This window comes from Streptomyces sp. LaPpAH-108 (assembly GCF_000373625.1).
In the GTDB taxonomy this organism is placed as follows: domain Bacteria; phylum Actinomycetota; class Actinomycetes; order Streptomycetales; family Streptomycetaceae; genus Streptomyces.
Map to the genome: position 1 here is coordinate 418401 of NZ_KB891997.1, position 22380 is coordinate 440780.

Consider the following 22380-nt stretch of genomic DNA (forward strand, 5'->3'; position numbering starts at 1 on the left):
CGCCGTGCCGTCCCGGCGACAGCGGCCCTCGGGGCGGCTCCGGTGCGAGAGCGGCGTGCCGGGGCCGCACTCGTCCTTCTCTTTCTCCCTCTCTTCTCTTCCCTTCTCTTTCTGCCGCCCTTGAGAGGACCGATCCATGCGTCACACCGCCGTCGTCGGCAGCGGCGTCGCCGGGCTGACCGCCGCCCATGTGCTGGCCCGCTCGCACCGCGTCACCCTCTACGAGGCCGACGCCCGCCTCGGCGGCCACGCGCACACCCATGACCTCGCCCGGCCCGGCGGTGGCCCCCCGCTGCGGGTGGACTCGGGTTTCATCGTGCACAACCGCCGCACCTACCCCCACCTGCTCCGCCTCTTCCGTGAACTCGGCGTCGCCACACAGGAGTCGGAGATGAGCATGTCCGTGCGGTGCGAGGGCTGCGGTCTGGAGTACGCCGGTGCGCGCGGCCCACGCGGGCTGTTCGCAAGGCCGTCCAACGCGCTGCGCGTCCCGTATCTGCGGATGCTCGCGGAGATCCCGGCCTTCCACCGCGCCGCCCGTCGGCTCCTCGATCGCGGAGGTGACGGTGAACTCGCGCTCACGCTGGGGCAGTTCCTCGACCGCTCGGGCTTCTCCCCTTATTTCCGCGCCCACTTCATGACCCCGCTGGTCTCCGCCGTCTGGTCCTGCGACGCGCAGACCGCTCAACGCTACCCGGCCGCCTATCTGTTCAGGTTTCTCGACCACCACGGGATGCTCTCCGTGACCGGCTCCCCGGTGTGGCGGACCGTCACCGGAGGCTCCCGCACCTACGTCGACCGGGTCGCGGCCCGGCTGCACGAGGTCTGCACCGCCACCCCCGTCCGCACCGTGCTGCGGCACACGGACGGCGCCGAGGTGATCACCGAGGACGGCCGCACGGCCGCGTACGACCACGTGGTCGTCGCCGTCCACCCCGACCAGGCGCTGCGCCTCCTCGGCGACGCCACCCCGCACGAGAAGGAACTCCTCGGCGCCTTCCGTTACTCCCGCAACCCCACCCTGCTGCACACCGACACCGCCCTGCTGCCCCGCGCCCGGGCCGCCCGCGCCTCCTGGAACTACCTGATGCCCGCCTGCGACGCGGGCGCGGACCGGGTGCGCGTCAGCTACGACATGAACCGCCTCCAGTGCCTGGCCACGGACGAGCCCCACATCGTCACCCTCGGCGGAGCGGACCGGGTGGCCCCGGACCGGGTGCTGGCCCGGATGACGTACGAACACCCGGTGTACACGCCGGAGTCGGTGGCCGCCCAGCAGCGGCTGCCCGAACTCGCCACCGGCGTCACGGCGTTCGCGGGCGCCTATCACGGCTGGGGGTTCCACGAGGACGGCTGCCGCAGCGGGGTGGAGGCGGCTGCCGCGCTGGGGGTGCGCTGGTGACCCTGCCCGCCGTGCCCGCGCTGTACCCCTGCACGATCCACCATGTGCGCAGGGCGCCCTTCCGGTACGCCCTGCGGCACCGCACGTACCTGTGGCTGGTCGATCTCGACCGGCTGCCGCGACTCCCGTGGTTCATGAGGCCGTTGGCGCGCTTCCGGGCCCGCGACCACTTCACCGGCGACGCCCCGGCGATCCGTACCGCGCTCGACGCCTTCCTCGCCGGGCACGGCATCGACCTGGCGGGCGGCCCGGTCGTGATGCTCACCCACGCCCGCGTCCTCGGATACGTCTTCAACCCGCTGACCCTGTACTGGTGTCACGACCCCGACGGCACCCCGCGCTGCGTGGTCGCCGAGGTGCACAACACCTACGGCGGGCGCCACGCCTATCTGTTGCACCCCGGCCCCGACCAAGTCGCCGCCACCGACAAGGAGTTCTACGTCTCACCGTTCTTCCCGGTGGACGGCCGCTACGAGATGCGGCTGCCGCTGCCCGGCGAACGCCTCCAGCTGTCCCTGCGCCTGGACCGGCCCGGCGCCCCGCCCTTCACCGCCACGGTCCACGGCCGCCGCCGCGCCGCCACTCCGGCCGCGCTGCTGCGCCTGGCCCTGCGCCACCCCTGGTCCACCCTCGCGGTCTCGGCCGCCATCCGCTTCCACGGCATCCGCCTGTACCTGCGCGGTCTGCCGGTACGGCCCCGCCCCGGCAGCCACCCACGTCACCCGGAGATCCCCACATGACGACAGCCGACCACCGCCCCGCGACGCGCGCCCGCATCCCGCGCGCCCGGGACACCCGCGCCCGGGACACCGAGGGCGTGGACCCCGCCCGCTGGCCCGACGTGGCCGTCGTACCCCGCGCCTCCTGGCCCGTACGGCACGTCGCCGCCGCCGTCGTACGCCACGCGCTGCGCCGACTGCCCCTGCGCGTCCGGCTCGCGGGCGGGGCCACCCTCGGCCTGGGCGGCCCGCTGATCGAGATCCACGACCCCGACGCCTTCCACGCCCGCGTCGGCACCGGCGGGCTCATCGGCTTCGGCGAGTCGTACCTGGCGGGGGAGTGGGACGCCCCCGACCTGGTCGGCGCCCTCACCGTGCTCGCGGCCCACGCGGCCGAGCTGGTCCCGGCCCCGCTGCAACGCCTGCGCGGACTGTGGGCCCCGAGGCAACCGGCCACCCGCCGCAACACCGCCGACGGCGCCCGCGACAACATCAGCCACCACTACGACCTGTCCAACGACCTCTTCGCCCTCTTCCTGGACGACACCCTCACCTACTCCGCCGCCGTCTTCCGGGGCTTCCCCGCCGAGTGGTCCCTGCTCGCCGCCGCCCAGCACCGCAAGACCGACCGTCTGCTCGACATGGCCGCCGTCGGCGAGGGCACCAGGCTCCTGGAGATCGGCACCGGCTGGGGCGAACTCGCCCTGCGCGCCGCCGCCCGGGGCGCCCACGTCACCTCCCTCACCCTCTCCCGCGAACAGCGCGACCTCGCCCTGCGCCGCGTGCGCGAGGCGGGCCTCGGCGACCGTGTCACCGTCGAGCTGCGCGACTACCGCGAGGCGCGCGGCAGCTACGACGCGATCGTCAGCGTGGAGATGCTGGAGGCCGTCGGCGCCGAGTTCTGGCCGGTCTACTTCCGCACCCTCGACGCCCGCCTCGCCCCCGGCGGCCGGGCCGCGCTCCAGGCCATCACCATGCCCCACGACCGGATGCTGGCCAGCCGGAACACCCACACCTGGATCCAGAAGTACGTCTTCCCCGGCGGCCTGCTGCCCTCCATGGAGGCCGTCGAGCAGACCGTGCGCGAGCACACCGCGCTGGCCGTCGCCCGCCGCGACGCCTTCGGCGCGCACTACGCCGAGACCCTGCGGCTGTGGCGCGAGCGGTTCACCGACCGCTCCGACGAGGTCACCGCCCTCGGCTTCGACACGGTCTTCCGGCGGCTGTGGACCTTCTACCTCGCCTACTCCGAGGCCGGGTTCCGCTCCGGCTATCTCGACGTCCAGCAGTATCTGCTCACCAAGGAGAACCCCGCCCCATGAGCACCACATCCCCGAGGCGGACCGGTGCCGCCCACCGGATCGCGGACCTCGCCGAGGAGGCCGTCGGCACCCGGCTGCCCATCCGGCTGCGCGCCTGGGACGGCAGCGAGACCGGACCACCCGGCGCCCCCGTGGTCGTCGTACGCTCCCGGCGCGCGCTGCGCCGACTGCTGTGGCAGCCCGGCGAACTCGGCCTCGCCCAGGCGTACATCACCGGCGAGATCGACATCGAGGGCGACCTCGCCGAGGGGCTGCGCGCCGTCTGGGCCGCCGCCCGCGCACGGGGCACCCACGCCCCGCGCCTCACCCTCGCCGACCGGGCCCGCGCCGCCGTCGAAGCCGTACGCCTCGGCGCCGTCGGACCACCGCCGCCCGCCCCCGCCTCCCAGGCCCGGCTGCGCGGCGCACTCCACACCAGGTCCCGCGACCGCGCCGCGATCAGCCACCACTACGACCTGTCCAACGACTTCTACCGCCTGCTCCTCGACGACACCATGGCCTACTCCTGCGGCTACTGGACGGGCGAGGCGGCAGAGGACGACGATTCCGCCCCGGCCCGCGCCCAGCGCGCCAAGCTGGAACTGATCTGCCGCAAGCTCGGGCTGCGCCCCGGCGCCCGGCTGCTCGACATCGGCTGCGGCTGGGGCTCGCTCACGCTGTACGCCGCCGAGCGGCACAAGGCCCGGGTCACCGCCGTCACCCTCGCCCGCGAACAGGCCGCCCACGTCCGCGAACAGGTCCGCGAGCGGGGACTTGCGGACCTGATCGAGGTGGTGTGCCAGGACTACCGCGACATCACCGGCTCCGGGTACGACGCGGTCGCCACCGTGGAGATGGGGGAGCACGTCGGCGACGCCGAGTACCCCGCCTTCGCCGCGGCGCTGCACCGGCTCGTCGTGCCGGAGGGCCGGGTGCTGGTCCAGCAGATGTCGCGAGGTCACCGCGCGCCGGGCGGCGGCGCCTTCATCGAGGCGTACATCGCACCCGACATGCACATGCGACCGCTCGGTGAGACCGTCGGGCTGCTGGAGGGGGCCGGACTCGAGGTGCGCTCGGTGGAATCGCTGCGCGAGCATTACGTGCGCACCGTGGCCGCCTGGCACCGCACCCTGGAACGCCGCTGGGACGACGTCGTACGCCTCGTCGGCGCGGAGACCGCCCGCGTCTGGCGGCTCTACCTGGCCGGTGGTGCGCTCGCCTTCGAGGAACGGCGCATGGGCGTGGACCAGATCCTCTGCGTCCGCCCCTCCGACACGGGCGCGAGCGGACTGGCCCGGCCCGAGGGCGCGGACTGGTACCGGGGACTGGAGCAGCCGTGACCGGCTTCGCGTGGGGCGCCTTCGCCCTGAACCTCGGCTGGGCCGCGGCGACCGCCTTCGGCGTCATGGCCGTCACGTTCGCCGTCGCGGTCCGCAAGGGCGTGCACCGGGTCGTGGACATCGCCTGGGGCGCGGCCTTCGCCGCCGTCGCGGTGGTCACCCTCGCGGCCTCGGCCGGGGAGGGCGACACGGGCCGACGGGTCCTCGTCACGGTCCTCACCGTCGTCTGGGGGCTGCGGCTGGCCGTGCACATCGGGCGCCGGGGCCGGGGCCACGGCGAGGACCCGCGCTACGCCGCGCTCCTCGCCAAGTCCCCCGGCAACCGGAACCTCTACGCCCTGCGGATGGTCCACCTCCTCCAAGGCGCCCTGGTCTGGCTGGTCTCGCTGCCGGTGCAGGCCGCCCCGTACGCGTCGCCCGCCGTCTCCGGCCTGGCCTGGCTGGGCACGGCGGTGTGGGCGGTGGGGATGTTCTTCGAGACCGTGGGCGACGCCCAGCTCGCCCGCTTCAAGGCCGACCCCGCCCACAAGGGCCGCATCATGGACCGGGGCCTGTGGCGGCTGACCCGCCACCCCAACTACTTCGGCGACTTCTGCGTCTGGTGGGGCCTCTTCCTCGTCGCCTGCGACGGCGGCTGGGCCCCGGCCGCGGTGTCCGTGGTCGCCCCGGTGGTGATGAGCTTCCTGCTCGTCAACGGCAGCGGGAAGCGAATGCTGGAGCGGCACATGGCGGGGCGGCCGGGCTGGGACGCGTACGTGGCCCGCACGAGCGGCTTCTTCCCGAGGCCGCCGAAGAAGGGGTAGGCGCACCCCGGGTCCGTGGGCTCGGCGGAGCTACGCGGGAAGGCTCAGCAGGGTGACGGGCGCGGTGGTCGGCCGGGGCGAACCGCCCGCCGGTTCCACCGTGACGCCGACCCCGGAGGCCCCGGCCACCGGGCCCCGCAGCAGCACGGTCTGACTGCGCAGCACCGGGTTCATCAGCCCGGCCGACCGCATCGTCCCGCCGTCGTCGAACCACAGCTGGTACACCTTGCCGTCCGGCGGCGCGGGCATCCGCGAGGCCATGAACACCGCCCGGTCCCGCTCCGCCGACACCACCACCGTGCCCGTGCCGCCCGCCACCCGCACCGTCGCCGACTTGGCGTCCGGCGCCGCCAGCACCCCCGCCACCTCGTCGGCCCGGCCCTCCGCCACGGCGGCCCGCCGCGTGGCGTCCTGGGCCCGCTCGTACTGCCACAGCGCCGTACCCCCGAACGCCGCCGCGACGGCGACGGACGCGGCCAGCGCCCATGCGAGCGGACCACGCGTACGTCGCCTGGTCGTACGCAGACGCGCGGTCGGCGCCGTACCCGGCGCCACCTGACGCACCGAGGCGATCCGGCGCAGCACCTCCGCGCGCAGCGCGGGCCGTACCGGCACCGTCGCCGCGAGCCCCAGCCGGGCCGCCGTCGCCTCGAACTCCGCGACCTCCAGCGCGCAGGACGCACAGTGGGCCAGATGCCGTTCGACACCGGCGCGCTCGTCCTCGTCCAGGGCGTCCAGCGCGTAGGCGCCGGTCAGGGTGTGCGGATCGGCCGCGCTCACGCGGACACCCCGAGACAGTCGCGCATCCGGATCAGCCCGTCGCGCAGCCGCGTCTTGACCGTGCCGAGCGGCAGCGCCAGCGCCTCCGCCACCTGGCGGTACGTCAGCCCCCGGTAGTAGGCCAGGGTCAGCGACTGCCGTTGAATCTCCGTCAGCGTACGCAGACACCGTCGCACCTGCTCCTGCTCCAGCCGGGTCTCCACCTGCTCGGTCACCTCGTCGTACTCGGGCGTACGGTCCAGCAGCGCCGCCCTGGTGTCGCGGGCAGCCGCCGCCTCGACCGAGCGCACCCGGTCGACGGCACGCCGGTGCGCGAGGGTGAGGATCCAGTTGATGGCGGTGCCCCGCTCGGGCCGGTAGCGCGGGGCCGTGCGCCACACCTCCACCAGCACGTCCTGCGCGACCTCCTCCGACTGCGCCCGGTCACGCAGCACCGCGCGGACCACTCCCAGGACCGGCCCGGCGACGGTGTCGTAGACCGAGGCGAACGCCTCCTGGTCGCCCAGCGCCACCTCGTGCAGCAGCCGCTCCAGATCGGGCTCGGCCGCAGGGTTCCCGCCGATGTACACGGCTTCCTTCACAACGGTCCTCCCAGAGCACGACGGGGCCCGGACCCGCCGCCCGTGACGAGTGCTTTCCCGTGCTTTCCCGGCGGGCTCGGGCCATTCCGCCTCATGCCCCTACTTCGGCCCCGCAGGCGCCGTGGATGCACCCGGCGCCGGACGGCTCCGCGCACGTCACCCCGCAGGAGGACGCATCAGCGGACGAATTCAGGGAATCTGCCTCACACCTGTGGCCCGGCCGGGTCCGAGGGAACACGTCCAAGGGAACAGAGGACACACCGGACCACCGAGAGGACCTGGTCATGAGCATCCCCAACGCAGAGACGGGCCGCCCCGGCGAGCCGCAGCGGGCGGCCACCGACCTCACCGCCGGCAGGACCGGCATCGGTGAACCGGCCGCCACACGTGGCCGGACCTCCATCGCGGACGTGGTCGTCGTCAAGGTCGCCGGTACGGCCGCACGCGAGATACCCGGCGTGCACGCCATGGGCGGGGGACTGTCCCGCACCATCGGCGCGGTCCGCGACCGGGTGCCCGGCGGCGGCACGAACGTCGGCCGGGGCGTCAAGGCCGAGGTTGGTGAGAAGCAGACCGCCATCGACCTCGCCCTGGTCGTGGAGTACGGCGTACCGATCGCCGAGGTGGCCCGCGATGTCCGCGAGAACGTGATCCACGCCGTGGAACGCATCACCGGACTGGAGGTCGTCGAGGTGAACATCGCCGTCGACGACGTGCACCTCCCCGAGGACGACGAACCCGAGCCGGAGAGCACGCCGCGTGTGGCGTGACCCGGCACCGGCCCCGGCGGACCGAGCGGTCGCGGGTGGGAGCGACCGGCCCGGACGGCGACGACCGGCCGGACGAAGAGGAGACGGAAGATGGACAGAGCGCTGATGGGAATGATCGCCGGCCTGGCGCTGGCGTTCGCGGGCTGGTTCGGCGGCTTCGGCGCGTTCGTGCTCGTGGCCGCGCTCGGCGCCCTCGGCTGGGCGGTGGGTCACTGGGTCGACGGCGGCGGTCGCGCCCGGGACCTGCGGGACTCCTTCCAGCGGGGCCGTCGATGACCGAGCCCCACCCCCGCGGCACCGCCGCGGTCTCGGAACAGGCCGTCCGCCGGATCGCCGGGCGGGCGGCCACCGAGGCCCACCCCGACGGTGCCGTACGCATCACCGGCAGCGCGGCCACCGTCCACGGACGCCGCACCGAGGTCGCCCTCGACCTCGCCGTGCCCTACCCGGAGCCGCTGGCCCCGCTGGTCCGCCGTATCCAGGACCGGGTGACCGCCCGCACCGCCGAGCTGACCGGTCTCGACGTGTCCCGGCTCCGCATCGGCGTCACCACACTCACCCCGGCCTCCGGCCAGCTGGCGCCTGCGCCGCCCGACCCCGCACCGGCGTCGGCCGACACGCCCCGGACCGGCTCCCGGGCGCCCCGCCGCTGGTGGTCCCAGCGCCGCTTTCCGCTCGGCATCCTCGCCCTCCTCGCCACCCTGGCCTTCGGCTCCCTCGCCGCCGACCTGATCCTCGTCCACACCGGACACCGCCCGGCCGCCGCCTGGCGCACCGGCACCCTGCACTGGCTGTACGGCCACGGTCCCGGCGAACCCCTCGTCACCGCCGTAGGCACCTGCTGCGCCCTCCTCGGCGCCGTGCTGCTCGTCCTCGCCGTCACCCCCGGCCGCCGCAACCTCCTCACCACCGCCTCACCCGCCTCCGGCACCGACATCGCGCTGGACCGCTCGGCCGTCGCCGCCCTGCTCCGTGACGCCGCCACCGGAACCGACGGCGTCACCGGGGCGAGGACGCGTGTCCGACGCCGCCGCGCCACCGTCCGCGCCGACCTCGCCTCCGGCGACCGGACCACCGCCGAACTCCGGATCACCCAGGCCGCCGACAACGCCCTGGCCGAGTGCGGACTGCGCCGCCCCCTGCGGCTACGGGTCACGGCCCGACCCCGACGGGGCTGGGCACCCGCCCCCGCCCCCGTGCTCGCCTGCGCGCCCCCTCCGAGTGTGGCGCTCGCGGCTGGCCCGGTGCCCGCTTCGGGCTCGGCTCCGGCTCCGGTTCCGGCTTCCGCGCCGGTTCCGGCAGCGGCCCCGGCCCTGGCACCGACTCCGGCTCCGGCGCCGGTTCCGGCAGCGGCTCCGGCTCCGGCCTCGGCCCCGACTTCGGGCCCGGCTGCGCCGCCCCCTCCGACGCCCGCCCCGTCAGCACCCCTCCCCACCCCGCCCACCCGCGCCCTCGCGGGAGGCGACCTCTGATGCAGACCCTCCGCTCCTTCCTCAACCGCACCGTCCTCGCCCTCACCGGTCTGACCCTGCTGGTGGGCGGTTCCGGGCTCGCGCTGAGCGGTACTCCGGCCGCCGGACGGCTGCCCGTACCGCCCGCCCACCACGCGTTCCTGACCAGCGCCCGCCTCGTCGGACTGCGGGCGCAGGGCTGGTGGGCGCCCGGTGTCATGGCCGGGTCGTTCGCCGCCACCGCGCTGTGCGCGCTGTGGTGCGCCCGGCAGTTCAGCGTCGGCGGCGGCTCCCTGCTGCCACTGCCCGGCACCACCGGTGCCCTCCGCACCCGGGCCCTGGAGGACGCGCTCAACCATGACGCGGCGGCCCTGCACGGCGTCGCCCGCTGCCGCACCCGGGTGTTCGTCTCGCGCGGACGGCTCACGGTCCGGCTGCATCTGTGGCTCCAGCCGGGGACCACCCCCGCCGCCGTGCTGCCCGGCCTGACCCGGCTGATCGGACGCGCCGAGACCGCCACCGCCCCCTGTACCGTCCACAGCCGAGTCCGGCTCAGCCACCGATCCCACCGGGTACCGCATGTCCGTTGAACCCCAGGCGCCCGACGCCTCCCGCCTCCGCACCGTCCTCGCTCCCCGGGCCGCCACCTGGGGAGCCGCGCTGCGCCGCACCCCGGTGTCCATGTGGCGGGACGACGTGTCCGACCACGCCGCCGCCCTGACCTACTACGCGATCCTGACCGTGCTGCCCGCCATGCTCGTCACGGTCATCGCCACCACGCTGATCAGCCCCGGCACGGCCGAGCGGTTCATCGCCCAGGTCGCGGCGTACGCCCCCGCCGAATCCGGCGGCGAACTCCGCGACACGCTGGCCCGGATGCTGCGCACCGACTCGGCGGCCTGGCCCCTGCTCGTCACCGGAACCGCCAGCGCCCTGTGGTCCGCCTCCAGCTATCTGGCCGTCTTCCGGCGCGCGCTGCACCGGATGTACCGCATGGAGGACCGGCGCTCGCCCTGGCGGCGCGCGCACCGCATCGTCCTGACCGCGCTGGCCCTGCTCGGCCTGCTCGTCGCGGGCCCGCTGGTCCTGCTGCTCACCGGCCCCGGCGCGGAGGCCGTCGGCTCCTTCCTCGGTCTCGGTGCCACGGCGGCCCTGGTCTGGAGGCTGCTGCGCTGGCCGCTGCTGCTCGGCCTGGCCGTCGTCCTCGTCGTGATCGTCTTCCGTACCGGCCCGGCGCCCGCCCGCTCGCGCAGGCACTCGCTGCCCGGCGGCATCCTCGCGGCGGGCCTATGGCTCACCGCCTCGGGTGCCTTCGCCCTGTATGCCTCCGCTCTGGGCACCTACAGCCGTCTTTACGGCTCTCTCGCCGGGTCCGTGGTCTTTCTGATCTGGCTGTGGCTGTCCAACCTGGCGCTGCTCACCGGCGCGCAGTTCACCGCCGAACTGAACAAGGCCGAGCCGGGACCGGCCGGCTGAGCGCGGGCGTCTGCGGGCCGGATCGAGCAGATGCCCCGCGACGCCGCCGAGGACCAGCCCTGCCGCGATCAGCAGTGCCTCCGCCAGCACGATCCCCGCTGCCAGCAGCACACCTCCGACGATCAGCACCCACCAGTACCACGCACGGTGGGGCGGGCGACGGACGCGTGCGCCGGGCGAGAACCGCGGAGCGGCACGGCCGAGCAGCGCCTCGTGGTCGTACGGGGTCATGACTCCTCCTCGCCTCACGCCTGCCGGTCGGTCCTGTACGCGGATCTCCGCGCACCACCAGGATTCGCCCCGGCCACCCTCCGCCACCATCGGGTACGACCCCCATTCGTCCCGGAGCCCGGCCCTCACCGCCTCAGGGACGCGGCGCCGGGCGGCCACTCGTGTGGGGGACAGCCGTGGGGAGCAGTCCCGATCCCCGGATGGGGGCCGCCACGGATGGCGGCCCGTCCGGCCCGCACCCACGCTGGACGATGAGGCCCCCCATCAGCGCCCGAGCGCGCCCCCGAGCAACCCTGAGACCGAACCCTGAGAAACCCGGACGGCCCCCGACCACGAGCCCCGGAGGAGGTGCCCCGCGATGCCCCTGTTCTGGCGGATCTTCCTGCTCAACGCCGCCGTCCTCGTCGCGGCTGCCGCCCTGCTGCTCGGCCCCGTCACCGTCTCCACCCCCGTCCTGCTCACCGAGGCCGCGATCCTCACCGCCGGACTCGCGGCCATGCTCGTCGCCAACGCCGTCCTGCTGCGCATCAACCTCGCCCCGCTGCAGCGCCTCAGCCGCGCCATGACCACGGCCGACCTGCTGCGCCCCGGCGTACGGCCGCCGGTCGGCGGGCACGGCGAGATCGCCGAGCTGATCACCGTCTTCAACGCCATGCTCGACCGGCTGGAGGACGAGCGGGCCACCAGCAGCGCCCGCGCCCTCTCCGCCCAGGAGGCCGAACGCCACCGCGTGGCCCAGGAACTCCACGACGAGGTCGGCCAGACCCTCACCGCCGTCCTGCTCGAACTCAACCGCGCCGCCCGCCAGGCCCCGCCCGGACTGCGCGAGGAGCTTCAGCAGGTGCAGGAGACCACCCGGGCCGGACTCGACGAGGTCCGCCGCATCGCCCGCCGACTGCGCCCCGGCGTCCTGGACGAACTCGGTCTGACCAGCGCCCTCAAGGCCCTTGCCGCCGAGTTCTCCGGACCCGGCCTCACCGTGCGCCACCAGCTGGGCACCGACCTGCCCCCGCTCGGTCACGAGAGCGAACTCGTCCTTTACCGCGTCGCCCAGGAAGGGCTCACCAACGTCGCCCGGCACGCCCGCGCCCACCACGCCGAACTCACCCTCAAGCAGACCCCCGCAGGAGTCGAGCTGCGCGTGCGCGACGACGGACACGGCACCGGCGGCGCACCCGAAGGCGCGGGCCTGCGCGGGATGCGGGAACGCGCGCTGCTCATCGGCGCCGACCTGGCCGTGGGCCCGGGCCCGGGCGGCGACGGCACCGAAGTCCTCCTCACCGTCCCCGTCCGCAGCCACCGTCCCCGTCCGGAGCCGCTGCCATGACCGACCCGGCCCCCACCCGCATCCTGCTCGCCGACGACCACGCGCTGGTACGGCGCGGGGTCCGCCTCATCCTGGAGGGCGAACCCGACCTCACCGTCGTCGCCGAGGCGGACGATGGCGCAGAAGCCCTGGCCCAGGCCCGCGAACTCCGGCCCGACCTGGCCGTCCTCGACATCGCGATGCCCCGCCTCACCGGCCTCCAGGCCGCCCGCGAGCTGTCCCGCACCCAGCCGGAGACCCGCATCCTCATCCTGACGATGTACGACAACGAGCAGTTCTTCTTCGAGGCCCTGGCCGCCGGTGCCTCCGGCTACGTCCTCAAGTCCGTGGCCGACCGTGACCTGGTCGAGGCATGCCGCGCCACCATGCGCGGCGAGCCCTTCCTCTACCCCGGCGCCGTCAACGCCCTCATCCGCGACTACCTCGACCGGGTGCGGGACGGCCGCACCCTGCCCTCCCGCATGATCACCGGCCGGGAGGAGGAGATCCTCAAGCTCGTCGCCGAGGGCCACACCTCGCAGCAGATCGCCGACATCCTGGTCATCAGCCCCAAGACCGTCGAACGCCATCGCGCCAACCTGCTCCAGAAACTCGGCCTCAAGGACCGCCTGGAACTCACCCGCTACGCCATCCGCGTCGGCCTGATCGAGCCCTGACCCCACGCCTATCGCTCGGCATCGACGCCCACGGTCTCCGCCGACGACTCCTCCGCAGAGGCCCGGCTCTCGCCGTACGCGCGCGTGTCCGTCACTTCTGCCGCCTCCGCCACTTCCACCGGCTCGGCGGTCTCCACGGGCCGCCCCGCGAAACCGAGCGCGCCGAGGACCCGGGCGAGCAGATGCGCCCGGGCCGCGATCACCGGTCCGAGCACGGCCAGTACGAGCACGTACCCGGCGATGAACGACGGCAGCCGCCCGTCCAGGCCCGCGCCCACCGCCATGGCGGCCAGGATCAGCGCGAACTCCCCGCGCGCCACCAGGGTCGTCGCGATGTCGGCGGCATGCTCGGGGCCGTAGCCGTAGGAGCGGGCGACGAGCAGTCCGGCGATGATGTTCATGACGATGGTGAGAGCGGCTGCCGCGGCGACCGGACCGGCCACGGAGGCCAGCCGGGCGGGGTCCAGGGCCAGTCCGAAGGCGAAGAAGAAGATCGCCGCGAAGGCGTCGCGCAGCGGATGCACCAGCTGCCGGATGCGCGGCCCGGACGAGGTGCCTGCCAGGATCAGGCCCACCATGAACGCGCCGATGGCGTCCGCGACCCCCAGCAGCTCGGAGACCCCGGCGACCAGGACGGCCGCGCCGAGGAAGCTGATCACCAGCAGTTCGTTGTCCCGGACCCGGATCAGGCGGCCGACCAGCCGTGTGCCGTAGCGGGCGGCGACCGCCAGCACCAGCAGGAACGCGAACGCCTTCGCCGCCTGGAGGATCGTCTCCGTGACGCCCTCGGCGCCGCCGATGACCGGCTGGAGCGCCGCGAGATACAGCGCCAGGAACAGGTCCTCGACCACGATCACGCCGAGGATCAGCCGGGTCTCCGGGCGGCTGATCCGGCCCAGATCGATGAGGATCTTGGTGACGATGGCGGAGGAGGAGATGCCGAGCACACCGGCCAGCACCAGCGCCTCCCGCGCACCCCAGTCGAGCGCGAAGCCGAAGCCGAGGCCCGCGCCGACGTTCAGCAGCAGATAGATCCCGCCCGCCGTCAGCAGCCGTCTGCCGCCCCGCCGCAGGTCTTTGAGCTGGAACTCCAGCCCCAGGTAGAACAGCAGCAGCACGAGCCCCAGCGCGGACAGCATCTCGAAGTCGTGCGGGTCCGACACCAGGACCAGACCGGGGGTGTGCGGACCGAGCAGCAGACCGGCCAGCATGAACAGCGGGATCGTCGGCACGCCGATCTTGGCGCCGAGGCGGGCGAGGAACGCGGCGGCCAGGAAGGCGCCGCCCATGGCGAGCAGGGCATCGGCATGTCCCACGGGCCACCGCCTTCCCCTGGGTCGAGGTCAGGTGTCATGACACGGTCGCACGGGCCGCGCGGCGCCCACCATCGGTGCCGGCACCCATTTACGGCAGGTACGACACCCATCTCTGCGGGGAGCCACGACACCCGTCCGGCCGAACGCGCCGCCACCTCACCCCCGCAACTCCCGCACCCCGTCCGGCGAACGCCCCACGACGAATTGCCGACCCGTGCCGCCCGTGTTTCGTTGGGTGCTGAGCGTTCCCGCCCGGGGGCGCACGGCCGGCTGGAGGAACAGTGGCAGCGCAGAAATTCGTCCAGATCATCGCCTTCGAGACCGACCGCATCGACGAGATGCGCACCCTGGCCATGAAGATCGAGGAACGCTTCGGCAGCAAGGAACAGGGCCCCAGCTACCAGGCCGTCCTCAAGGACCGCAACCAGCCGAACCGCTACTACGAGGTCCTCCAGTTCGACTCCTTCGACGAGGCCGCGCGCAGCCGCCAGAACCCCGAGTCCCGCGAGTTCGCCGAGCGCATGGCCGCGCTGTGCACCCGCCCGCCGTCCTTCCTGGAGTGCGACGTGCTGGAGGAGTCCCGCTGACCCAGCCGGGACTCCCCGCCGTACGGTCCACCGCCTACAGCAACCGCCACAGATGGTCGTCCGTGCCGTTGTCCGCGAACTGCACCACCTGCGCGCTGTTCGCGGTGGACATCCCCGACACGCCGAGGACCTTCCCGCTGTGCTTGTTCAGCAGGAGGAACCAGCCGTCACCCTTGTCCACCCGGCGCCACAGATGGTCGTCGGTGCCGTTGTCCTCGTACTGGACGACGATCGCACTGTCGGCCGTGGACATGCCGTCCACGCCCAGCACCTTGCCGCTGTGCCCGTTGCGGACGAGGAACCAGCCGTCGCCCCGGTCGACCAGCTGCCAGGCGTGATCGCCGGTGGGCGTGTTGTCGTACTGCACCACCCGCGCGCTGTTGGCGGTGGACATGTTGTCCACGGCGAGCACCTTGCCGCTGTGCTTGTTCTGGACACGCCGGAAGGGCGGTTCCGGTGTCCAGGGGCGGCCGTCCGGCGCGGCGGTCGGGAAGCCGCTGATCCGGAGCCGGGCCGCGCCCATGGGGACGAGCGTGACGCTCTCCACGGGTGAGTCGGAGCGGGCCGGGCTGCGCTGGAGCGGGGCGACCACGTGCTCGTCGTCCGCGACCCACTCGGCCACGCGGCGGGCCCGCGCCGTCATGCGCACGGGCGTGCCCTCCTGGGTGAAGGGGTTGGCCGGGACCGGACCACCGCTGCGGGTGAACTCCGGGATGCTGTCCGGGACCAGCCCGTAGTTCCAGGGCGTGGTGGCGTGCACCTCGTACTCGGGGAAGGTGTCGTCGCCCGCGTAGCGCACGTAGTTCTCGCCGATCCGCAGGGCGTAGGCGAGGGGACCGTGCTCGACGCTCACCGCGTCCTGCCCCGCGCTCCAGGTGCGCAGCACGGTGCGTTGCGGAAGCCGGAGCGTCACCGTGTCCCCGTTCGACCACTGACGGTCCACCACGGTGAAAGAGGGCCCCGGTGTCGCCGCGTAAGCCTTTCCGTTCACGGTGAGTCGAGGCTCCGCGCACCAGCCCGGCACCCGCAGATGAAGCGGGAAGCGCACCCCGCGCGGCGTCGCGAGCGTGAGACGGACGGTCTCCCCGAACGGGTAGTCGGTGTCCTCGGTGATCGTGACCTCGGTGCCGCCCGCCACCGTCGCGCGCACCGTACAGGGGGAGTAGAGGGCGGCGGCCAGCCCGCCACCGGGCGCCGCGAGCCACAACTCCTCGTTGAAGTACGGCCATCCCATGCCGTAGTTGTGGGGGCAGCAGCGGTACTGGTCGACGCCCGGCTGGAAGGACTGCATGGCGAAGCCGTTCTGGAACTGCCCTTGTGTCTTGGTCCTGTTGTCGAGGTCGATACTGTTCGCGCTGGTGATGTAGTGCACCGCACGGCCCGCCGGGTCGAGCGCCGCGGGCAGCAGATTGAACGCCAGTTCCTCGCAGCGGTCCGCCCACACCGGATCGCCCGTGATCCGGGTCAGCAGCTCGTGGCTGGCCATGAACTCCACGATGCCGCAGGTCTCGAAGCCCTGGCGGGGATCACCGAAGCCGGGACGGATGTTCTCGTCCCCCGCGAAGCCCCCGCCGGGGAACTGCCCGTAGGAACCCATCACCTGGTCGTAGACCTGGTAGGCGGCCCGGGTGTCGGCCGTCGAGCCGGAGCGGCGGGCGTACTGGGCGCCCTCGCGGAAGCCCTGCGCGATGTTGACGTTGTGCGGGGTGGGCAGCGCGCCGGTCCAGGAGGCGCCGTAGCCGTGCATCTTGTCGGCCAGATCGAGGAGGAAGCCGTCGCCCGTGCGGTCGTACAGCCACAGGGCGATGTCCAGGCCGTCGCCCCAGCGGTAGGAGACCCAGCTGTGGTCGAACGCGCCCTTGCCCTGCGCGTTCATGAAGGTCAGGAAGCGGGTCAGGAACGGGACGATCCGCGTGTCGCCGCTGTACTCTTCCCAGGTGCGCAGCGCCATCAGCAGTGGCAGGAACGGCCAGAAGTCCGGGCCGCCGTCCAGTGAGGTGCGCAGCGAGCGCGGGCCGAAGAAGCCGTCGGCCTGCTGGGTGGCCAGCACCGCGTCGATCCAGCGCCGGGAGTTCGCCAGCGCGTGCTCGTCGCCGGTGGCGATCGCGAGCGGTACGTAACCCCGCAGCCAGTACGGCAGTTCCTCCCAGCCGGGGTTCTCCGGGTGCACCCAGCCGGTGGTGGTGAAGTCCAGGAAGTGCGAGCGCTGTTCGTAACGGCCGAACAACCCGTCGAGCTGAAGCCTGAGTTGGCCCGCGAGCCAGCCGCGCGCCGTGATGCTGCCGGGGCGCAGCCGGGTGAAGGCGGCGGGCGCGAGCGCACGGGGGGAGCGGCCCTCGGCGGCGGCCGGAGGGGCGAGGCGGACGGACAGCGCGGCCGAACTCAGCGCCAGGGCGCCGCCGGTGAGGAAATGACGTCGGTGGAGAGGCATACGGCGCTCCTGAGGAGTGGGGGAAGAATGCGCGGCCCGCCCCGGGGAGGCGAGGCGGGCCGTGCGGTCAGGAGGTGCAGGTGAGCGTGCCGTTCTCGGCGCCCTTGATCAGCGCCTCGTGCGCGGCGTGCAGCCGCTTCGCGTCGGGCTTGAGGACCTTGCGGTCATAGGTCATCAGCCCGTTCAACTCACCCTCGACGTCCGAGATCTGGGTGTACACGGCGCCGTTGCCGCCCTTGCAGGCCGCCAGCTGCTCGACCTCCTTCAGCCGGTCGAGGTACACATCCGTGTAGGTCTCCGGAGTGACGCCCACATAGGTCATCTGGACCGGGAAGGCGTGCCCGGGGACACCCAGGCCGAGGCCGCCGTACTCGCCGCTGACCAGGGCCCGTCTGCCGTCGGCCGCGGGCAGTTGCGGGCTCGGGTAGCCGTGGGCGTCGGCGATGTCGCCGTTGCCGCCGTCCACCGCGCCGCAGCAGTTGAGGCCGCTCATGTTGTTGACCAGCCGGGTCGGGTCCAGGGACTTGGCGTAGTCCGCGATCCGGGCCTGGTCGTACTGGCCCCAGCCCTCGTTGAAGGTGACCCACATGATCACCGAGGGGTGGCTGTCGTGCTGCTGGATCATCTGCTTCAGCTCGTGCTCGTACTCGGTGCGCGCGGACGCCGACGGGTTGACCGTGTTCATCGCCGGCATGTCCTGCCAGACCAGCAGGCCCAGCTTGTCCGCCCAGTAGAACCAGCGGTCGGGCTCGACCTTGATGTGCTTGCGCACCGAGTTGTAGCCCAGCTGCTTGTGCACCTTGAGGTCGTAGGCGAGGGCGTCGTCGGTCGGGGCCGTGTAGAGACCGTCGGGCCAGAAGCCCTGGTCGAGCGTGGCCATCAGATAGACCGGCTTGCCGTTGAGCAGCGTGCGCTGCTTGCCGTTCACCGTCTTGACCTCGATGGAGCGCATACCGAAGTAGCTGCCCACCCGGTCGGTGGAGGCGCCCCGGCCGACGGTGACCTTGAGCGTGTACAGATGCGGGTCGTCCGGCGTCCAGGCGTGCGGGTGCGGCACCGGCACCTTCAGGGCCGTACCGGTGGTGCCGTGCGCCCGGCCCACCTCGCGGCGTCCGTCGTAGGCGACCGCCGTGACCGGCACACCGTCACGCACCCCGCGCACGTCCACCGCGACCGAGCGCTTCGCGAGATCAGGGGTGGTCTTCACGTCCGAGGCGTGGTCGCGGGCCACCGGCTCCATCCACACCGTCTGCCAGATGCCCGAACTCGGCGTGTACCAGATGCCGCTGGGGTCCAGACGCTGCTTGCCGACCGGCGGGTTCTCGCCGCTCGCCGAGTCCGTCGGGTCGTAGACGCCGACGATCAGCTCCTGCGGGCCGGACTTCTTCAGCGCGTCCGTCACGTCGACGCTGAACCGGTCGTAACCACCCTTGTGCTCACCGACCTTGCGGCCGTTGACGTACACCACGGCCTGCCAGTCCACCGCGTCGAAGTTGAGCTGGAGCCGCTGCTGGTGGGCGCGCCAGTCGGACGGCACGGTGAAGGTCCGCTTGTACCACATGCGTTCCTCGTGCCGTTCGATCCCCGAGAGCTGGGACTCCACCGGGTACGGGACGAGGATCCTCTCGGCCAGCTTCTTGCCCGTCGGCGGCTGTTCGCCCGCCTCGGCCCGGGCGAACTCCCAGGTGCCGTTGAGGTTCTTCCAGGCGTCGCGGGTCAACTGCGGGCGCGGGTACTCCGGGTGGGCGTTCTTCGCGCTGACCTGGTCGGCCCACTTGGTGCGCAGCTGGTACGTCGAGTTGTTGGTGCCGGTGCTCCAGAAGTCGCTGACGGCGGTGCCGTCGGCCTCGGTCAGGCCGCCCTTGCCGTCGTAGCGCAGATCCGCGTAACCGCCGTGGCCGCCGACCACCGGCTCGGTGAGCGGGACGACCAGCCTGGTCGGGTCGGAGACGTCCAGATGGGCGGTGCCGCGCGGCCACGCCGAGCCGCCGACATCGATGTCGAGATGACCGTCGAAGCCGGCCGGGGGAGCGGCGAGCGGACGGTCGAAGTCCAGCACGAGGGTCTTGCCGTCGGGCTGGACGGCCGCGCTGTGGGGGCCGTTGTAGGTGAAGCCGTCGGGCAGCGTGAACGCCGACTGCGGGATCGCCTGCTTGCTGCCGCCGGGCGGCGTCCAGCGCACATGCAGGTTCGAGCCGCCGTAGTGCTCGAAGTACTCGACCTTGAAGTCGTAGGCGTGGCCCGCCTCCAGGGTGACGGGCGCCGAGGTCTGCTCCTTGTCCCAGTCGTCGACCCAGTGGTCGATGACGGACTTGCCGTCGATCCAGAGCCGGAAGCCGTTGTCCCCGGTGATGGAGAAGACGTGGGCGCCGCTCACGGTCGGTGTGAGCTTGCCGGTCCAGCGCACGCTCACGTCGTCCTGCTGGCCGGTGCGGGCCTTCAGGCGCGGTTCGAGGTCGGGGAAGTCGAGGCTGGGGTCGAAGGTGGTCGCCTTCAGCGTGGCGAAGTCGAAGGCGCCGGGGGCGGATTGGGTGTAGTACTCGCCCTTGAGCCCGTGGGCGACGGGAGCCTCGGCCGCCCGGGGCTCCGCGGGGGCGGCCTTGGAGCCGACCGCTCCGGCCAGCACCAGCGCCATGGCGGTGAACGCGGAGGCCAGCCAGCGGCCGGGGCGGATTCTGCGGCGGGGGAAGGTGGGATGCACGAGTACCTCCGGTGGGAAACGGAGTTGCGGGTGCGTGCTCTGCCCGTGCTTCGGAACATCTTGTATAACGTTGGAAACAAGGGCAGTTGGCATGAGAACACGCCTCCTGCGCCCTGTCCAGGTGTCTGACACGAGGCGTGGGAGGACAGCAGATGCGCGTGAGCCTGAAGGACGTGGCCGAACGTGCGGGGGTCTCCGTGAAGACCGTCTCCAATGTGGTCAACGACTATCCGCACGTCACACCGGCCATGCGGGCCCGCGTCCAGCAGGCCATCGACGAACTCGGCTACCGGCCGAATCTGACCGCCCGTCACCTGCGCAAAGGGCGAACCGGAATCATCGGCCTGGCCGTGCCCGAACTCGGCAACTCCTACTTCGCGGAGCTGGCCGGCGCCGTCATCGACGCCGCCGCCCAGCACGAGTACACCGTGCTGCTCGACCACACCCAGGGCCAGCGCGAACAGGAGATCCTGGTCTGCCAGGGCTTCCGGGCCCGCGTCATGGACGGCCTGATCCTGAGCCCGCTGGAGCTAGAGACCGAGGACCTCGCCGCCCGCCGCGACGACGCCCCCCTGGTCCTGCTCGGCGAGCGCCGCTACGACCTGCCCTACGACCACATCGTCATCGACAACATCGCCGCCGCCCGCGCCGCCGTGCGCCACCTCCTCTCCCTCGGGCGGCGTCGCATCGCCTTCCTCGGCGCTCGCCAGGACCGCCTTCACCAGCCCGCCCACCTGCGGTTCATCGGCTGGCAGGCGGAACTGGCCGCCTCCGGACTCGTCGCCGACGAACGCCTGGTGGCCACCACGCAAGGCTGGGGCCACGCGGACGGCGCGCGGGCCATGGCCGCGCTGCTCGACGCCGGGGAGCGGCCCGACGGGGTGTTCGCCTACAACGACCTGATCGCCCTCGGCGCCATGCGCGTGCTCTTCGAGCGCGGCCTGCGCATCCCCGAGGACGTGGCCGTCGTCGGCTTCGACGACATCACCGAGGCGCGCTACGGCGCCGTCACGCTCACCACCGTCTCCCCGGACAAGGTGGCCATCGCCCGCCTCGCCGTGGAATCCGTGGTCGGCCGCCTCAAGGGCGAGCAGAACCACGAGGCACCCCGACCCGCCCGCCAACTCCAGCCCGGCTTCACGCTCGTGGAGCGGGAGAGCACCCTCGGACGACGCGTCCACAGCAGCTGACCAGCACAAAGTCCGTGCATCGAGGGCGAGTTGGCCCGGATTGCGGTTGGATGACGTGCTGTCCGAGGTGTTTACACGGCCCTTGCAACGATGTAAAAAGCATCCTGATCTGGTCACCGCCGGACCGGCCTTCCGCAGTCCCGAAGTGGGGTAATCCGCATGAAGCCGCACTCCCGCAGCACCACCAGAACCATCCTCGCCGTGGGTCTCACCGCCAGCCTGGCGCTCGTCGCCGCCTGCACCAAGTCCGAGGACGACAAAGCCTCTTCGGGCAGCACCGCCGTGAACGACGACGCCGGGAAGCAGGTCGCCGAGAGCGGCGGCGGCAAGACCTGCGCCATCGGCGACTACGGCGCCGACAAACTGGATCTGTCGAAGACGGTCGTCGGCTTCTCGCAGTCGGAGAAGGAGGCCAACCCCTTCCGCATCGCGGAGACCGCCTCCATCAAGGCCGAGGCCGAGAAGCGCGGCATCAAGCTGCTCACCGCCAACGCCCAGTCGCAGTTCTCCAAGCAGATCAGCGACGTCCAGGACCTCATCGCCAAGGGCGCCAAGCTCCTCGTCATCGCCCCGCTCAACTCCGACGGCTGGGATCCGGTGCTCCAGTCCGCCCGCGCCAAGAAGATCCCGATCATCACGATCGACCGCCAGATCAACGCCACCCCCTGCAAGGACTACGTGAGCTTCATCGGCTCCGACTTCGTCCAGCAGGGCCGCCGCGCCGCCGACCAGCTCATCGAGGCCACCGGCGGCAAGGGCGAGATCGCCATCCTGCTCGGCGCGGCGGGCAACAACGTCACCACCGAACGCACCAAGGGCTTCGAGGAGCAGATCAAGGCCAAGGCCCCCGGACTCAAGGTCGTCTTCAAGCAGACCGGCGAATTCACCCGTGAGAAGGGCCAGTCGGTCACCGAGCAGCTGATCCAGTCCAAGCCCGGGATCAAGGCGATCTACGCCGAGAACGACGAGATGGGCCTCGGCGCCGTCAACGCCCTCAAGGGCGCGGGCAAGAAGCCCGGCGCGGTGAAGATCGTGACCATCGACGGCACCCGCAACGCCGTCCAGGGCATCGCGGACGGCTGGATCAGCGCCGTCATCGAGTCCAACCCGCGCTTCGGACCGCTCGCCTTCTCGACCCTGGACTCCTTCACCCAGGGCAAGCCGGTCGGCGAGGACATCGTCATCAAGGACAGCCAGTACACGAGCGCCAATGCCAAGGCCGACCTCGACAAGGCATTCTGAGCCCGGCGAGGCCATCCGGGCCCGACAACGCCTCGGACCGGGCAACGCCCCGCGAGTCCGACAAGGCAAGGCTTAC

At 72.6% G+C, this 22380-nt stretch carries 20 protein-coding genes; 15 read left to right on the forward strand and 5 right to left on the reverse strand.

The genetic code is table 11. The annotated features are described in order from the left end of the window. Positions 1 to 136: 136 nt before the first annotated feature. From B079_RS0126380 to B079_RS0126400, 5 genes are read left to right on the forward strand one after another with little or no spacing between them, the layout of a single operon-like run. Positions 137 to 1402, forward strand: coding sequence for an NAD(P)/FAD-dependent oxidoreductase (locus B079_RS0126380; RefSeq protein WP_018548859.1), 1266 nt, complete (start codon positions 137 to 139; stop codon positions 1400 to 1402). Then, positions 1399 to 2142 carry a DUF1365 domain-containing protein gene (locus B079_RS0126385; RefSeq protein WP_018548860.1) on the forward strand — a complete coding sequence of 248 codons (744 nt, stop codon included), beginning with the start codon at positions 1399 to 1401 and terminating at the stop codon, positions 2140 to 2142. The genes B079_RS0126380 and B079_RS0126385 overlap by 4 nt, the downstream gene beginning before the upstream one ends. Next, positions 2139 to 3443, forward strand: coding sequence for an SAM-dependent methyltransferase (locus B079_RS0126390; protein ID WP_018548861.1), 1305 nt, complete (start codon positions 2139 to 2141; stop codon positions 3441 to 3443). Before B079_RS0126385 ends, B079_RS0126390 begins: the two co-directional genes overlap by 4 nt. Beyond that, positions 3440 to 4762: an SAM-dependent methyltransferase gene (locus B079_RS0126395; RefSeq protein ID WP_018548862.1), complete on the forward strand. Its 1323-nt coding sequence runs from the start codon at positions 3440 to 3442 to the stop codon at positions 4760 to 4762. The genes B079_RS0126390 and B079_RS0126395 overlap by 4 nt, the downstream gene beginning before the upstream one ends. Continuing rightward, positions 4759 to 5565 (forward strand): DUF1295 domain-containing protein, encoded by an 807-nt coding sequence (locus tag B079_RS0126400; protein ID WP_018548863.1) that lies wholly within the window; start codon positions 4759 to 4761, stop codon positions 5563 to 5565. Before B079_RS0126395 ends, B079_RS0126400 begins: the two co-directional genes overlap by 4 nt. 30 nt (positions 5566 to 5595) lie before the next feature. Here the strand turns inward: B079_RS0126400 and B079_RS0126405 are convergent, their stop codons facing one another. Further along, positions 5596 to 6345 (reverse strand): anti-sigma factor, encoded by a 750-nt coding sequence (locus B079_RS0126405; protein WP_018548864.1) that lies wholly within the window; start codon positions 6343 to 6345, stop codon positions 5596 to 5598. Beyond that, complete coding sequence (locus tag B079_RS0126410) at positions 6342 to 6926, reverse strand: sigma-70 family RNA polymerase sigma factor (RefSeq protein ID WP_018548865.1); 585 nt, start codon at positions 6924 to 6926, stop codon at positions 6342 to 6344. Before B079_RS0126410 ends, B079_RS0126405 begins: the two co-directional genes overlap by 4 nt. A 284-nt stretch (positions 6927 to 7210) precedes the next feature. Here B079_RS0126410 and B079_RS0126415 point away from each other — a divergent pair, with 284 nt between their 5' ends. The 7 genes from B079_RS0126415 to B079_RS0126445 all read left to right on the forward strand — a co-directional run bounded on the left by B079_RS0126415 (position 7211) and on the right by B079_RS0126445 (position 12837). Continuing rightward, a complete protein-coding gene (locus B079_RS0126415; RefSeq protein WP_018548866.1) occupies positions 7211 to 7696 on the forward strand; it encodes an Asp23/Gls24 family envelope stress response protein in 486 nt (161 codons plus the stop codon). Between the two features lie 90 nt (positions 7697 to 7786). Continuing rightward, positions 7787 to 7972 (forward strand): hypothetical protein, encoded by a 186-nt coding sequence (locus tag B079_RS35325; protein WP_158685054.1) that lies wholly within the window; start codon positions 7787 to 7789, stop codon positions 7970 to 7972. Beyond that, positions 7969 to 9168: a DUF6286 domain-containing Asp23/Gls24 family envelope stress response protein gene (locus B079_RS35330; protein ID WP_018548868.1), complete on the forward strand. Its 1200-nt coding sequence runs from the start codon at positions 7969 to 7971 to the stop codon at positions 9166 to 9168. Before B079_RS35325 ends, B079_RS35330 begins: the two co-directional genes overlap by 4 nt. Then, on the forward strand, positions 9168 to 9737 hold the full coding sequence (locus B079_RS35335; RefSeq protein WP_018548869.1) for a hypothetical protein: 570 nt from the start codon (positions 9168 to 9170) through the stop codon (positions 9735 to 9737). The genes B079_RS35330 and B079_RS35335 overlap by 1 nt, the downstream gene beginning before the upstream one ends. Next, entirely contained in the window at positions 9727 to 10623 is an 897-nt protein-coding gene (locus tag B079_RS0126435) for a YihY/virulence factor BrkB family protein (RefSeq protein ID WP_018548870.1), read from the forward strand. The genes B079_RS35335 and B079_RS0126435 overlap by 11 nt, the downstream gene beginning before the upstream one ends. A 589-nt stretch (positions 10624 to 11212) precedes the next feature. Beyond that, positions 11213 to 12181 (forward strand): sensor histidine kinase, encoded by a 969-nt coding sequence (locus tag B079_RS0126440; RefSeq protein ID WP_018548871.1) that lies wholly within the window; start codon positions 11213 to 11215, stop codon positions 12179 to 12181. Beyond that, positions 12178 to 12837 (forward strand): response regulator, encoded by a 660-nt coding sequence (locus B079_RS0126445; protein WP_018548872.1) that lies wholly within the window; start codon positions 12178 to 12180, stop codon positions 12835 to 12837. Before B079_RS0126440 ends, B079_RS0126445 begins: the two co-directional genes overlap by 4 nt. Before the next feature lie 8 nt (positions 12838 to 12845). Here B079_RS0126445 and B079_RS0126450 read toward each other — a convergent pair whose 3' ends face one another. Beyond that, positions 12846 to 14153 carry a cation:proton antiporter gene (locus B079_RS0126450; protein ID WP_018548873.1) on the reverse strand — a complete coding sequence of 436 codons (1308 nt, stop codon included), beginning with the start codon at positions 14151 to 14153 and terminating at the stop codon, positions 12846 to 12848. 281 nt (positions 14154 to 14434) lie between these two features. Between B079_RS0126450 and B079_RS0126455 the strand changes: the two genes are divergently transcribed. Then, complete coding sequence (locus B079_RS0126455; RefSeq protein WP_018548874.1) at positions 14435 to 14740, forward strand: hypothetical protein; 306 nt, start codon at positions 14435 to 14437, stop codon at positions 14738 to 14740. A gap of 34 nt (positions 14741 to 14774) precedes the next feature. On the opposite strand, the gene B079_RS0126460 is transcribed toward B079_RS0126455, so the two are convergent. Together B079_RS0126460 and B079_RS0126465 are read right to left on the reverse strand one after the other, a co-directional pair. Further along, complete coding sequence (locus B079_RS0126460) at positions 14775 to 17171, reverse strand: RICIN domain-containing protein (protein WP_018548875.1); 2397 nt, start codon at positions 17169 to 17171, stop codon at positions 14775 to 14777. Positions 17172 to 17238: 67 nt separating this feature from the next. After that, positions 17239 to 19806 (reverse strand): glycoside hydrolase family 2, encoded by a 2568-nt coding sequence (locus B079_RS0126465; RefSeq protein WP_051095319.1) that lies wholly within the window; start codon positions 19804 to 19806, stop codon positions 17239 to 17241. A gap of 218 nt (positions 19807 to 20024) precedes the next feature. Between B079_RS0126465 and B079_RS0126470 the strand changes: the two genes are divergently transcribed. Together B079_RS0126470 and B079_RS0126475 are read left to right on the forward strand one after the other, a co-directional pair. Then, complete coding sequence (locus B079_RS0126470) at positions 20025 to 21062, forward strand: LacI family DNA-binding transcriptional regulator (protein WP_018548877.1); 1038 nt, start codon at positions 20025 to 20027, stop codon at positions 21060 to 21062. A gap of 159 nt (positions 21063 to 21221) precedes the next feature. Continuing rightward, positions 21222 to 22304, forward strand: coding sequence for an ABC transporter substrate-binding protein (locus tag B079_RS0126475; RefSeq protein WP_018548878.1), 1083 nt, complete (start codon positions 21222 to 21224; stop codon positions 22302 to 22304). Positions 22305 to 22380: the final 76 nt, after the last annotated feature.

Excerpts from the sequence above, each read along its gene's own strand:
- B079_RS0126445 (WP_018548872.1), top strand. The coding sequence starts at position 12,178 with ATGACCGACCCGGCCCCCACCCGCATCCTGCTCGCCGACGACCACGCG.
- B079_RS0126440 (WP_018548871.1), top strand. The coding sequence starts at position 11,213 with ATGCCCCTGTTCTGGCGGATCTTCCTGCTCAACGCCGCCGTCCTCGTC.
- B079_RS0126415 (WP_018548866.1), top strand. The coding sequence starts at position 7,211 with ATGAGCATCCCCAACGCAGAGACGGGCCGCCCCGGCGAGCCGCAGCGG.
- B079_RS0126435 (WP_018548870.1), top strand. The coding sequence starts at position 9,727 with ATGTCCGTTGAACCCCAGGCGCCCGACGCCTCCCGCCTCCGCACCGTC.
- B079_RS35325 (WP_158685054.1), top strand. The coding sequence starts at position 7,787 with ATGGACAGAGCGCTGATGGGAATGATCGCCGGCCTGGCGCTGGCGTTC.
- B079_RS35335 (WP_018548869.1), top strand. The coding sequence starts at position 9,168 with ATGCAGACCCTCCGCTCCTTCCTCAACCGCACCGTCCTCGCCCTCACC.
- B079_RS0126470 (WP_018548877.1), top strand. The coding sequence starts at position 20,025 with ATGCGCGTGAGCCTGAAGGACGTGGCCGAACGTGCGGGGGTCTCCGTG.
- B079_RS0126380 (WP_018548859.1), top strand. The coding sequence starts at position 137 with ATGCGTCACACCGCCGTCGTCGGCAGCGGCGTCGCCGGGCTGACCGCC.
- B079_RS35330 (WP_018548868.1), top strand. The coding sequence starts at position 7,969 with ATGACCGAGCCCCACCCCCGCGGCACCGCCGCGGTCTCGGAACAGGCC.
- B079_RS0126395 (WP_018548862.1), top strand. The coding sequence starts at position 3,440 with ATGAGCACCACATCCCCGAGGCGGACCGGTGCCGCCCACCGGATCGCG.
- B079_RS0126475 (WP_018548878.1), top strand. The coding sequence starts at position 21,222 with ATGAAGCCGCACTCCCGCAGCACCACCAGAACCATCCTCGCCGTGGGT.
- B079_RS0126465 (WP_051095319.1), bottom strand. The coding sequence starts at position 19,806 with ATGGCGCTGGTGCTGGCCGGAGCGGTCGGCTCCAAGGCCGCCCCCGCG.
- B079_RS0126460 (WP_018548875.1), bottom strand. The coding sequence starts at position 17,171 with ATGCCTCTCCACCGACGTCATTTCCTCACCGGCGGCGCCCTGGCGCTG.
- B079_RS0126390 (WP_018548861.1), top strand. The coding sequence starts at position 2,139 with ATGACGACAGCCGACCACCGCCCCGCGACGCGCGCCCGCATCCCGCGC.